Source organism: Glycomyces sp. TRM65418 (assembly GCF_019710475.1).
Lineage (GTDB): Bacteria > Actinomycetota > Actinomycetes > Mycobacteriales > Micromonosporaceae > Glycomyces.
This window is the reverse complement of the sequence record NZ_JAJFAX010000003.1, coordinates 201855-214303: the sequence shown is the minus strand read 5'-3', so window position 1 is coordinate 214303 and position 12449 is coordinate 201855. Positions and strand designations below refer to the sequence as shown.

Annotated in this window: 12 protein-coding genes and 1 riboswitch; all 12 genes read right to left on the bottom strand. The window is 72.1% G+C overall.

The genetic code is table 11. From position 1 onward, the window contains the following. Window positions 1–10 precede the first annotated feature (10 nt). Window positions 11–1153, bottom strand: a complete 1143-nt coding sequence (locus tag K3N28_RS08970; protein ID WP_228092153.1) for a chorismate-binding protein — start codon at window positions 1151–1153, stop codon at window positions 11–13. 62 nt (window positions 1154–1215) lie between these two features. Continuing rightward, window positions 1216–2886: a hypothetical protein gene (locus tag K3N28_RS08965; protein WP_228092152.1), complete on the bottom strand. Its 1671-nt coding sequence runs from the start codon at window positions 2884–2886 to the stop codon at window positions 1216–1218. Between the two features lie 92 nt (window positions 2887–2978). Further along, entirely contained in the window at window positions 2979–5834 is a 2856-nt protein-coding gene (gene gcvP, locus K3N28_RS08960; RefSeq protein WP_228092151.1) for an aminomethyl-transferring glycine dehydrogenase, read from the bottom strand. Between the two features lie 79 nt (window positions 5835–5913). Further along, window positions 5914–6014: riboswitch (glycine riboswitch) on the bottom strand. 21 nt (window positions 6015–6035) lie between these two features. Then, on the bottom strand, window positions 6036–6590 hold the full coding sequence (locus tag K3N28_RS08955; protein ID WP_304608704.1) for a MerR family transcriptional regulator: 555 nt from the start codon (window positions 6588–6590) through the stop codon (window positions 6036–6038). A gap of 98 nt (window positions 6591–6688) precedes the next feature. Next, window positions 6689–7159: a bifunctional nuclease family protein gene (locus K3N28_RS08950; RefSeq protein WP_374209726.1), complete on the bottom strand. Its 471-nt coding sequence runs from the start codon at window positions 7157–7159 to the stop codon at window positions 6689–6691. Window positions 7160–7281: 122 nt separating this feature from the next. Next, window positions 7282–7719 (bottom strand): FHA domain-containing protein, encoded by a 438-nt coding sequence (locus K3N28_RS08945; protein ID WP_228092149.1) that lies wholly within the window; start codon window positions 7717–7719, stop codon window positions 7282–7284. A 34-nt stretch (window positions 7720–7753) separates the two neighbouring features. Continuing rightward, a complete protein-coding gene (gcvH, locus tag K3N28_RS08940) occupies window positions 7754–8131 on the bottom strand; it encodes a glycine cleavage system protein GcvH (protein WP_228092148.1) in 378 nt (125 codons plus the stop codon). A 122-nt stretch (window positions 8132–8253) separates the two neighbouring features. Next, on the bottom strand, window positions 8254–8859 hold the full coding sequence (locus tag K3N28_RS08935) for a CDP-alcohol phosphatidyltransferase family protein (RefSeq protein WP_228092147.1): 606 nt from the start codon (window positions 8857–8859) through the stop codon (window positions 8254–8256). Between the two features lie 343 nt (window positions 8860–9202). Further along, window positions 9203–9829 carry a hypothetical protein gene (locus K3N28_RS08930; protein ID WP_228092146.1) on the bottom strand — a complete coding sequence of 209 codons (627 nt, stop codon included), beginning with the start codon at window positions 9827–9829 and terminating at the stop codon, window positions 9203–9205. 123 nt (window positions 9830–9952) lie between these two features. Continuing rightward, entirely contained in the window at window positions 9953–10552 is a 600-nt protein-coding gene (locus K3N28_RS08925; RefSeq protein ID WP_228092145.1) for a DUF624 domain-containing protein, read from the bottom strand. A gap of 10 nt (window positions 10553–10562) precedes the next feature. Beyond that, entirely contained in the window at window positions 10563–11450 is an 888-nt protein-coding gene (locus K3N28_RS08920; RefSeq protein ID WP_228092144.1) for a carbohydrate ABC transporter permease, read from the bottom strand. Beyond that, window positions 11447–12436 carry a carbohydrate ABC transporter permease gene (locus tag K3N28_RS08915; RefSeq protein ID WP_228092143.1) on the bottom strand — a complete coding sequence of 330 codons (990 nt, stop codon included), beginning with the start codon at window positions 12434–12436 and terminating at the stop codon, window positions 11447–11449. Before K3N28_RS08915 ends, K3N28_RS08920 begins: the two co-directional genes overlap by 4 nt. Between the last annotated feature and the right edge of the window lie 13 nt (window positions 12437–12449).

Sequence of the window (12449 nt, the reverse complement as noted above, 5' to 3'; positions counted from 1 at the left end):
GGGCGCGCGTTCAGAGGGCGCTGCCGAGGGCGGCCGCGACGCCGGCGGCCTTCGCCGCCGCTTCGGCGACTTCGGCTTCGGGTTCGGAGCGCCAGGTGATGCCGCCGCCCGACCACATGTGCGCGTGCGTCGCGTCGAGGGCGACCGTGCGGATGGTGACGCCCAGGCGCACCCGGTCGCCGCTGAGGTAGCCGAAGCCGCCCATGGCCGGGCCGCGGCCGACCGGTTCGAGCCCCCCGACGAGGTCGAGGACGGCGAGCTTCGGCGCGCCCGTGACCGACCCGGGCGGGCACATCGCCCGCAGCAGGTCCGCGAACCCGGTCGCGGCGTCGAGCTCGGCGGTCACGGTCGATTCGGCCTGCCACAGGTCGGCCCAGCGGCCGAGCCGGAACAGGCCCTCGACGGCGACGGTCCCGGGGACGGCGACCTGCGCGAGGTCGTTGCGTTCGAGGTCGACGATCATGACGTGCTCGGCGCGTTCCTTGACCGAGCCGAGCAGCGCGGCGCGGCCGTCCTCGGTGGCCGGGGCGGTGCCCTTGATCGGACGCGTCGCCGCCGAGGCGGCGTCGGCGGTGAGGAAGCACTCGGGGGATCCGGAGGCGACGAGCCAGTCCTCGCCGGCGAGGACGCCGCCCCAGGACGCGCCGGGCACCCCGGCCGCGGCGGCCGCGATCGCGCCCGGGTCGCCCGACCAGGCCGCGCGGCGGTGGCCGACGACGTTGGCGACGTAGACCTGGCCGCGGCCGATCGCCTCCTGCACGGCGACGATCGCCTTCGCGTGGTCGGCACCGCTCCACGAGGCCTCCCAGGCCCCGAGCGCGAACGCGCCGGGAGCCTCGGGTTCGCGGGCGGGTCCGTGCCGGTAGGCGACGAGCACCAGGTCGGGCACGGCCGGGACCGGGCTCGGCGCGCCGGTGGCCCCGCCGGCCATGACCGCCCCGGCGGCGGCCGAAACGAGCACCGCCACCCCGCAGGCCGATCCCTCGGCGTCGGTGTGCGGACCGGCATGGCGGTCGCGGAAGGCCGCGGCCAGCACAGCCGGGTCGCCGCCGTCGCCCACGCGCCATTCGAGCCGGTCGACCTCCTCCAGTCGCGGCAGGCACGCGGCGTCGACCCCCGGGGGCGCGGGGCGGACGGCGCGGAACACGGACATGGATCCAGTGTCGCCCACCCGGCCCGCACCGCCCGGAACGTGTGTCCCACCTCACCGGCGCGTCAGCCGCCGATGGCCTCCAGGACCCCGCCGGCCGCGGGTGCGGGGACGTGGGCGCCGCCCGTGGCCTCGGCCAGGAGCGTCAGGTTCGCGCTGTTGGCCGACCCGAGCCCGACGGTGTAGACCGTGACCGCGCCGTCCATGCCCGCCAGCGTGCCGGCGGCCTCCTCGGCCGACGGGGCGCTCACGGTGTCCTCACCGGAGTTGGTCAGCACGACCACCACGTTCGCCGCGCCGTCGACGGCGTGCTCGCCCATGTACTGGTAGGCGGCGACCAGCGAGTCGTACAAGGGCGAGCCGCCCTCGTAGGGATCGTTCTCCGAGATCGCGTACAGGTCCCCGACCAGGCCCTCCCGGTGATCGTCGGTCAGCTCCTCGATGTCGGTGACCCCGCGCCAGTTCGCGTCCCCGTCCGCGCCGACCCCGTACTCCCACAGGCCCGCCCGGGAGGTCGACTCCATCGCGTTCACGGTGGCCACGGCGGTGCGGATCGCCGCGTCGCCGGCCGAGACCGCCTCACCGTCGTACTCGACCGACTCCCCCGCGATCACCGAGGACCGGTCGACCAGGAACAGCACGTTCAAGTCCTGCCGGCCCACCCGCCACGACTTGACCGCCTCCCCCACCGTGGCGGGCGTGGTCTGCGCCAGCGCCGCCTGCGGGTCCTCCACGGCCTGCAGCTCGGCGTCGGCGAACGCCCCCGACTCGACCTGCGAGCGCAGATGCTCGCCGAACCGGCGGGCGATCCCCGCGTCCGACTCCGAGACCCACCCGGCGCCCCCCAGCACCAGGTACGTCGCGACCGCGCCCACACTGGTGCCGCTGGGCGTGATCGGCACCAGCGGATCGGCCGGGGCGGTGTCGGCGTTGAAGTCCTCCACCTGGTAGTCCAGGGCCGTCACCACCCGGGAGGTGTCCCCCGACTCGGCGTAGAGCGCGAGCTGCTCGTCGGCGTCGTCGGTCACCGACCCGGCGTCGGCCGCGGCCGAATACGCGTCCAGGGCCTCCTGCGAGAACCCGCCCGCGCCGTCGGAGGTCGCGTTCAGCATCGCCACCAGGCCCTCGGTCGAGGTCCGCGGGTTGGCCGCGGCGAGGCTGATCCGCCCCTCCCGCGCCGCCCCGAGCACGTCCGCCCACGACGGCGGCTGCCCCCCGATCCAGCCCAGCTCGGTCGCCTTCGACTCGGCGACGGCCAGCACCGGCGCGGCCTGGCCGAGCACGACCGGGTCGGAGCTGGCGTACCCGGCGGTCATCTCGCTGGAGGCCACCCACGACGCCCACGCCTGCGAATCGGGGACCCACGCGATCGGCCGCGGCCCCAGCGACTTCGGGTTCCAGTCGCCCATGATGCCCCGCGACGCGTCGTCCGGGGCGACCTCGCGGACGTCGATCCCCACGCATTGGCCGTCGACCTCGGGCCCCTCGGCCTCCCACGCCTGCGCGGCGTCCTCCAGCGTCGAGAACACGCCCGGCGCGACCGCCACCGTCACCCGGTACATCCCCGAGCAACCCGACCGCAGCAGCGTGACGAACCCCCACGTCAGTCCGGCGGCGACGAGCACGCACACCATGGTGATCACGATCCAGGGCGCCACCGGCATGCGGGAGCCGCCCTTCTTGCGCCGCCGCCCGAGCCGGTGCGACCTCACCTTGTGCTCAGTACCGAAAACCATCAGCTTCACTCCTGGAGGGGGGATCGTCGGCCGCCAGTGTAAAGCCCTTTGCTCAGTGCCCGCCCACTGTGGTGAGCGGGCACCCGGCTCGGCTACTCCCCGAAGGCCTCGATCGGCGGGCACGTGCACGCCAGGTTCCGGTCCCCCCACGCATTGTCGATCCGGCCCACCGGCGGCCAGTACTTCGCGGCGGTCGCCGACGCCGGCGACCCGGCCGCGGGCGCGGCCGCTCCGGCGGGCCAGGCCGCCTGGGCGCGCCCGTAGGCCCGGTCCCAGTCGTCGGCGGTGACGACCGCGGCCGTGTGCGGGGCGGCCCGCAGCGCCGAGTCCTCGACGGCGACCGCGCCCTGCGCGACCGCCTCGATCTCCTCGCGGATGGCGATCATCGCCGCGCAGAACCGGTCGAGCTCGGCCAGGTCCTCCGACTCGGTCGGCTCCACCATCAACGTGCCGGCCACCGGGAACGACATCGTCGGCGCGTGGAACCCGTAGTCGATCAGCCGCTTGGCGACGTCCTCGACGGTGACCCCGGAGCGCTTGGTCAGCTCCCGCAGGTCCAGGATGCACTCGTGCGCGACCAGGCCGTGCGCGCCGGTGTAGAGCACCGGATAGTGGCCCTGCAGGCGGGCGGCGACGTAGTTGGCCGCCAGCACCGCGCTCGCGGTCGCGGCGGTCACCCCGTCGGGGCCCATCATCCGCAGGTACATCCACGGGATCTGCAGGATCCCGGCCGACCCCCACCGGGCCTGCGACACGGGGCCGACCGGCCCGGCGTCCTCGTCCATGGGGTCGGCGGGCAGGAACGGCGCCAGGTGCTCGGCCACGGCCACCGGGCCCACGCCGGGGCCGCCGCCGCCGTGCGGGATGCAGAACGTCTTGTGCAGGTTCAGGTGCGACACGTCGGCGCCGAACCGGCCCGGCTTCGCCCATCCCAGGAGCGCGTTCAGGTTCGCGCCGTCGACGTACACCTGCCCGCCGGCGTCGTGGACCTTCGCGCACACCTCCACGATCGTCTCCTCGTAGACGCCGTGCGTGGACGGGTAGGTGACCATCAGGGCCGCGAGCCGGTCGGCGTGGGCGGCGATCTTCGCGTCGAGGTCGGCCAGGTCGACGTTGCCGGCCTCGTCGCAGGCGACGACGACCACGCGCATCCCGGCCAGGACGGCCGAGGCGGCGTTGGTGCCGTGGGCGCTGGCGGGGATGAGGCAGACGTCGCGGCCGGTCTCGCCGCGGTCGTGCTGCCAGGCGCGGATGGCGAGGAGTCCGGCGAGTTCGCCTTGGGATCCGGCGTTGGGCTGGACGGAGACGGCGGCGTAGCCGCAGACGTCGGCGAGCCAGCGCTCGAGCTGCTCGATGAGGGCCCGCCAGCCGCGGGTCTGGTCGGCGGGGGCGAGGGGGTGGACGTCGGCGAACTCGGGCCAGGAGATCGGCTCCATCTCGGCGGCGGCGTTGAGCTTCATGGTGCAGGAGCCGAGGGGGATCATGCCGCGGTCGAGGCCGTAGTCCATGTCGGCGAGGCGCTTGAGGTAGCGCATCATGGCCGTCTCGGAGCGGTGCGCGGTGAAGACCGGGTGCGTGAGGTAGGCCGAGGTGCGGCGCAGGGCCGCGGGGATCGCGTCGCCGTCCTCGTCGGCGAGGCGGACGCCGAAGGCGTCGCCGACGATGCGGAGGTCGGCCTCGGTGGTGGTCTCGTCGCAGGCGACGGCGACGGTGTCGGCGTCGACGCGGCGCAGGTTGACGCCGCCGGCGGCGGCGGTGGCGACGACGGTGTCGGCGCGGCCGGGCACGCGGACCTGCACGGTGTCGAAGAACGCGTCCTCGGTGACGGTGACGCCGTCGGCGGTGAGGGACGCGGCCAGGCGCGCGGCGGAGCGGGCGGCGTGCTCGGCGATGGCCCGCAGCCCGTCGGGGCCGTGCCAGACGGCGTAGGAGGCGGCGACGACGGCGGGGAGGACTTGGGCGGTGCAGATGTTGCTGGTGGCCTTCTCGCGGCGGATGTGCTGTTCGCGGGCCTGGAGGGCCAGGCGCAGGGCGGGGGCGCCGCTGGAGTCGCGGGAGACGCCGACGAGGCGGCCGGGCAGCTGGCGCTGGAGGCGGTCGCGGACGGCCATGTAGCCGGCGTGGGGGCCGCCGAAGCCCATGGGCATGCCGAGGCGCTGGGTGGAGCCGACGGCGATGTCGGCGCCGAACTCGCCGGGCGCGGTCAGCAGGGCGAGGGCGAGGAGGTCGGCGGCGACGGTGACGATCGCGCCGCGCTCGTGGGCGGCGTCGACGGTGGGGGTCCAGTCGCGGACGCCGCCGTCGGCGCCGGGGTACTGGAGGAGGACGCCGAAGGCGCTCTCGGGGATCTGGGCGGGGTCGGCGAGGTCGGCGACGTGGAGGCGGATGCCGACCGGTTCGGCGCGGGTGCGCAGGACGGCGAGGGTCTGCGGGAGGACGCGCGCGTCGACGGCGAACACGTCCCCGGCGGCCTGTTTCGCCGCCCGGCGGGCGAGGAGCATCGCCTCGGCGGCGGCGGTGGCTTCGTCGAGGAGGCTGGCGCCGGCGACGGGCAGGCCGGTGAGGTCGGCGACGACGGTCTGGAAGTTCAGGAGCGCCTCGAGGCGGCCTTGGGAGATCTCGGCCTGGTAGGGCGTGTACGCGGTGTACCAGGAGGGGTTCTCCAGGACGTTGCGGCGGATGACGGCGGGGGTGTGGGTGCCGTGGTAGCCCAGGCCGATCATGGACCGCTTGGGGCGGTTGAGGGCGGCGAGGGCTTTGAGTTCGGCTTGGGCCCGGGTCTCGGAGACGGCCGCGGGGAGGGCGAGGCCGTCGCGGGAGCGGATCAGCTCGGGCATGCAGGCGTCCATGAGCGCTTCGAGGCTGGGGAGGCCCACGGCTTTGAGCATGGCGTCCTGGTCGGCGGGGCTGGTGCCGATGTGGCGGTCGGCGAAGGTGCGGTCGGTCATGGTGACGCTCCGGTGACAGGTCGACGGCGGTTGCGGTCCCCTCGTCTGTCACCGACTCCTTCGCCGGCTTCAGAGCGGCCAATTCCGGGCGGTCCTGGTACCTGAGAGTTTGAAGCGAGGGACTTGCCCCTTCGGTGCCGTGGAGCGCCTGTGGCCCACGATCTCTCCCGCCCGGTTTTCCGGCTCTGCGGCCATGGTAGGTCAGGAGGCGGTGGGTCGGCGACCGGGCACGGGGCCGATGTGGCGGACGTGGGTCTGCTCGGGCGGGTGCAGGGGCGCGGGGGCCGGCGCGGGGGCTTCGCCGGGGAGGGCGGCGAGGCGGCCCATGACGTCGGTGACGGTGGTGCGCACGGCGATGCCGAAGACGCCTTGGCCGCCGCGGAGGAGGTCGATGACCTCGGCGGCGGAGCGGCATTCGTAGACGGTGGTGCCGTCGGACATGAGGGTGATCTCCACGAGGTCTTTGACGCTGCGGGAGCGGAGGGCATCGACGGCTTTGCGGATGTTCTGGAGGGAGACGCCGGCGTCCAGGAGCCGTTTGATGACGTTGAGGACGACGATGTCCCTGAAGGAGTAGAGGCGGTTGGAGCCCGATCCGTTGGCGCGGCGGATGGACGGCTCGAGCAGGCCGGTGCGGGCCCAGTAGTCGAGTTGCCGGTAGGTGATGCCGACCACGCGGCAGGCGGTGGTGCCGCGCCAGCCGCGGACCTGGCCGTGCGGGACGGCGGGCCGTCCCGCAGGGTCACTGTGATCCATGGCTGCCTCCGCTCGCACCGGCGTTCACGAAGGTGAGCGTAACCGCACGACCCTCCACCATGGGCTGAACGAAAGAAAACCTCGGCAGGTCGCGGGGGTTATTGGCTTTCGCCGAAGTCCTCGGGCGTGACCTCTTCGAGGAATTCGCGGAACTTCTCCACTTCGTCCTCTTGGGTGTCGGGCAGGACGACGCCGGCTTCGTCGAGGACGGCGTCGGCGCACCAGATCGGGGCGTCCGCGCGCAGGGCGAGCGCGATGGCGTCGGAGGAGCGGGAGGAGACGCGGGTGCGGCCGTCGAGGACGAGCTCGGCGAAGTAGACCGTGTCGCGCAGTTCGGTGATCTCGACGGCGGTGAGGGTGACGTCGAGCGCTTCGAGGACGTCGCGCATGAGGTCGTGGGTGAGCGGGCGGGACAGCTGCACGTCCTGCTGCTGGTAGGCGATCGCGGCCGCTTCGACCGTGCCGATCCAGATGGGCAGGTACCGGTGGCCGTCGGTCTCTTTCAACAGGACCACCGGCTGGTTGCTCGGGAGTTCCACGCGGACCCCGACTACGGTCATCATCCGCACCGGTTCGCCTCCAACGCGTGCCGTGTTCCTGAAGACGGACCCGCCGCGGGGTGGCCCCGGGCGGGTCCTCGATGTGTTCAGCCTACTCGCCGTCAGCGTCTGCCGGGGGTGGCGGAGGCCGGTCAGGCCGCGGCCGGTTTGGGGCCGCTGATGAACACGAGCCGGAATTTGCCGATCTGGACCTCGTCGCCGTTGCCCAGTCCCGCGGTCTCCACGCGTTCGCGGTTCACATAGGTGCCGTTGAGGCTGCCGACGTCGCGGACGGTGAAGCCGCCCGCGTCGCGGTGGAACTCGGCATGGCGCCGCGAGACCGTGACGTCGTCGAGGAAGATGTCGGAATCGGGATGCCGCCCGGAGGTGGTCACCTCGGTGTTGAGCAGGAAGCGGGCGCCGGCGTTCGGTCCGCGGCGGACGACCAGCAGCGCGGTGCCCGCCGGCAGCGAGTCCGCCAGCCGGGCGGAGTTCAGCTCCGCGTCGACCTCACCGCCCTCTTGCAGAGCGGACAGGTTCATCGTGGCCGTCACATCCGGCGGAGGGAACTCGTCATTCGAACGCGTCATGGATTGCCACCTTCTACAAGTCTGGACCCTCTGGTCACTCCGTAAGCTTCGCATACGCACCGGCGTCGAGCAAAGCGGTGAGCGCGCCGGCATCCTCGACCTCGATGTCGAACATCCAGCCCGCCGCATAGGGGTCGCTGTTCACCAATTCCGGGGATTCCGACAATTCAGGATTGCAAGCAAGAATCTTACCGGTCAACGGAGCGTACACGTCGGAGACGCTCTTGGTCGACTCGACTTCGCCGACCACGTCACCTGCCCGAACCTGGGTGCCTGCCTCCGGGAGCTGGACGTAGACGACGTCGCCGAGCGCGCTCTGCGCGAAGTCGGTGATCCCGATGCGGACGACGTTCGCGTCGCGCTCCTCGACCCACTCGTGCTCCGCCGTGTAACGCAGTTGCTCCGGAATCACCTGGCGCTCCCCTCTTGGAAACCCCGCCGCTCGGCGGGTCGGACGATCATGACCGTATCGCTCGGCGCGCAGCGGTTCGCGCCGGGGCCGAGGCCGGGTGACCCCTGCGCCCGGAGCGGGCCTCAGGCGGCGACGGTGGGCTGCGGCCGGCCGGCGCGGATGAGCCCGGCCCCCTGGCGCAGGTAGACGAACGCGGCGAGCCAGTACAGGCCCAGGCCCCACCAGGCCAGCGCCCAGCCCAGCGGCCGGGCCCACGCCTCGGCGGCGGCCACGGTGCCCAGGACGAGCGCGGGGAAGGACATGAACACGACGGTGGTGGCGCATTTGCCGAGGAAGTGCACTTGGGGCGGGGCGTAGCCGTGCCAGCGCAGGACGATCACCAGCGACACCATCACCGCCTCGCGCAGGAGCACGGCGGCGGTGAACAGCCACGGGAGCAGGCCGATGAAGGTCAGCAGCAGCAGCGAGCTGAGGATGTAGAGGCGGTCGACGAAGGGGTCGAGGAGGCGCCCGAGCTTGGAGACCTGGTTGAGGCGGCGGGCGAGCTGCCCGTCGACCCAGTCGGTGCCGCCGCCGACGGCGAGGATGATCGCGGCCTGCCAGTAGTACTGGGTGGCGAGCAGGAGGTAGCAGAACAGCGGGATGCCGAGCAGCCTGATGGCGGTGACCAGGTTGGGCCACGTCCACACGCCCCAGCCTGGGGGCGGCGCTGCTGCTGACTTGCTCAAATCGGTCCTCTCGGCGGGCCCGGCGCCTGGCGGCGGGGTCGGGCCCTGGGTCGGTCTCCTCTCGCCCGCCGGTGCGGCGAGCGGTCGCGATCGTTTCTCGAGCACGGTGTGGTGGGTGTTCTTGGATTCTAGCCGCAGGGGACGACACGGGTCTGCTGGAAATGGCGGGCCGCCGCGGCGGCGGCCGGCGCGGCCCGGGCCGCGGGAAGCGTGCTGGGGGCCGCACCGGTCGGTCCTGTAGGGAGGGTCGCAGTGGTCGCGGAGCGATCGCTGCGAGTGAAAACGTGACAGGAAACAACCCGGGCCGGTCCGCGCGGACCGGCCCGGGCCGTGCGCGGCACCGCTATGCGGGCGGGGCGCCGGGGATGTGCGTCTGCTGGACCGGCTTGCGGAAGTACGCGTTCGCCGAGGGCACCGCCAGCAGGATGATGATCGCGATCGACCCGAAGGTCGCCAAGACGGCCGCACCGTAGGTGACGACGTCCGTCCAGGCGGGGTAGACGCCGAGGGCGGCGTCGACCACGGCCTGCACGTCGAGGTCCTCGGGGCCGCCCTCGGCCTCGATCCCCGCTTCGAGGAAGGACGCCAGGAAGAAGGACGAGACGGCCGCGAAGCCGCCGCAGATGAGCACGATCGGCTGCACGACCCAGGTGACGATCCGGGCCGGGCGCTTCCCTGCGGCGTTGAACAGGGCCAGGACGATCAGGAACAGCGCGATGAGGACCGGGACGCCCACGGAGACCGGGTCGCCTTCGAAACTGGTGCCCTCGGGCAGGTCCGAGCCGGTGAAGCCCTGGTCCTCCAGTTCGGCGTCGGCGGCGTGGGCGGAGTCCGCGCTGTACATGAGCGTGATCGCCGACTGCGCCACCAGGAACAGGGCGAGGAGGATCTGGAGGACGACCGCGGTGGTCACGGTCCAGGGGCGGGGCGGCTTGGCGGGGGTCGCGGCTTCGGGGGGGACGTCGGTCATGTGGTGCCTCCGTGCGGGTTCGCGGCTGCCGGAAACGCAAGGCCGCGTAAGGGGGTTGCTACGCCCTTACGCTAGCAACCGCCCACGCCCCTCCCTCGAAGGAACTCCCGTCCTCCTCGGGCACTACACCGACCGGCGGGCCTCCTCCTCGAGGGCGAGGCGGCGGCGGCGCACCGCGACCGCCGCGCCGACCAGGCATCCGCTCATCGGCACCGCCAGCAGCCACAGCGCCCACGCGCACACCGCCAGCACCACGACCCCGCCCAAGAGGATCCCCGTACCGCTCAGGTCGGCCTTGGACTCCTCCAGCGCGCCCGCGAACAGCGCCCGCCAGCGCGCCTCCGGCTCCCAGGCCGCAGCGGCCCGCAGCAGCAGCGCGGTCGCGAGCCCGGCGACCAGGAACGTCGCCAGAGCGAACCCCGGCCGGCCGGGCACGCCCTCCTGCGCGAGCACGAGCAGGTTCAACCCCAGCAGCGCCAAGGCGCCCAGCATGGCCAGGCCCACGCGCCACGACCGGCGCCACGCGACCCGGAAGTCCGACCAGAACGCGCCCCACGAGGTCGCCTCCCCGTCGGCGTAGGCCGCCAGGTGCCGCGACGCGGCGGCCAGCGCCGCCGGGACCGTCACCGCCGGCAGTGCCGCGAGGGCGAACCACGCCCCGGTCAGCAGGCATTCGGCGAAGAGCGCGAACCCTTCCCCGAACGCCTGCCGCCTGCGAGCCATGACCGCCACGCTAGCCCTTCACACCCGAGGTGGCGATGCCCTTGATGAGGAACTTCTGGAACACCAGGAAGAACAGCACCACCGGCACCAGCGACAGCAGCGTCATCGCCATCATGCCGCCGTAGTTGGACACCGCCTCGGTGTTGTTGTACGACTGCAGCAGCCGCGGCAGCGGGAACTTCTCGATCTCGTGCAGGTAGATCAGCGGCCCCATGAAGTCGTTCCACGACCAGATGAACGTGAAGATCGACGACGTCACGATCGCCGGGCGCAGCAGCGGCAGCATGATCGAGAAGAAGATCCGGAAGTGCCCGGCCCCGTCGATCGTCGCCGCCTGGTCCAGCTCCCGCGGGATCCCCCGCAGGAACTGCACGTACATGAACACGAAGAACGCGTCCAAGCCCAGGAACTTCCCGATCACGAGCGGGAAGATCGTGTTCACCACGTCCATCTCGGAGAAGATCAGGTACTGCGGGATGAGCATGACCTGCCCCGGCAGCAGCAGCGTCGCGATCACCACTGCGAACATCGCCTTGCGCCCCGGAAACTCCAAGCGCCCCAGCGCGTACGCCGTGATCGAACACGACGCCACGATGCCGACCACCGACAGCGCCGAGATCACCAGCGAGTTCCAGAAGAACCGCCACAGCGGGATCCCCGCCAGACCGTCGAACGCCGAAGCGAAGTTGTCCCACGTGATCGACGTCGGGATCGGCGAGATGTTCGTCAGGATGTCCGAGTTCTCCCGCACCGACGCGGTCAGCACCCAGAACGCCGGATACAGCACCACCACCAGCACGGCCAGCATCGCCGCATGCCAGACCACGGACTTCGCCCGCTCCGCACCCGAGCGCTTGCGACGCCCGATCACCCGAGGCGCTTCAGTCGCGACGCTCATTTGTTGTCCTCCCCTGCGTAGTAGACGAGGTTCTTCGCCGCCCGGAACATGATCAGCGTGACCACGCCGACCGCCAGCACCAGCATCCACGCCCACGCCGACGCGTAACCCATCCGCAGGTCCACGAACGCCAGCGCGTAGATCCGGACGGTGTAGAACAGCGTCGACCAGGCCGGACCGCCGGCGGTCCCGCCGATGATGAACGCCGGACCGAACAGCTGGAACGCGTGCACCGTCTCCATGAGCACGTTGAAGAAGATCACCGGCGACAGCATCGGGATCGTGATGTGCACGAACCGGTGCCACTTCCCCGCCCCGTCCACCTGCGCCGCCTCGTGCAGCTCCCCGGGCACCTGCAGCAGCCCGGCCATGAAGATCACCATCGGCGCCCCGAACGTCCACACGCTCAGCAGCACCAGCATCAGGATCGACACCGACGGGTTCCCGATGAACCCGCCGCCTTCCCACCCGAACCAGGACATGAACTGGTCCTGCGGGCCGCCGCCGGCGAACAGCGCCTTCCAGACGATCGCGATCCCCACGCTCATGGCGATGAGCGAGGGCATGTAGAACGCCGCCCGGTAGAACCCGATCCCCCGACGCGACTGCGTCAGCAGGATCGCCACCGCCAGCGACGCGACGAGCTTCAGCGGCACGGCCAGCAGCACGTACAGCAGCGTGACCTTGACGGCCCGGGCGAACATCGGATCCTCGAACATGGCCGTGTAGTTCGCGAACCCGATGAAATCACCGCCCAGGATCAGGTGGTAGTCGGTGAACGACAGATACAGCGACCACAGCATCGGCCCGACGGTGAAGACGAGCGACCCGATGATCCAGGGCGTCATGAAGGTGTAGCCGACGAGCCGTTCCCCGCGGCGGGAGATCGGGGTGCGGCGCTTGGCCGCTCCCCGTCCCCCGCGCACGGTCGGCGCCTCGGCCCCTTCGGCCGCGGGTGGCGCGGTCGTGGAGGGAGAAGCTGACACGGTGAAAGATCCT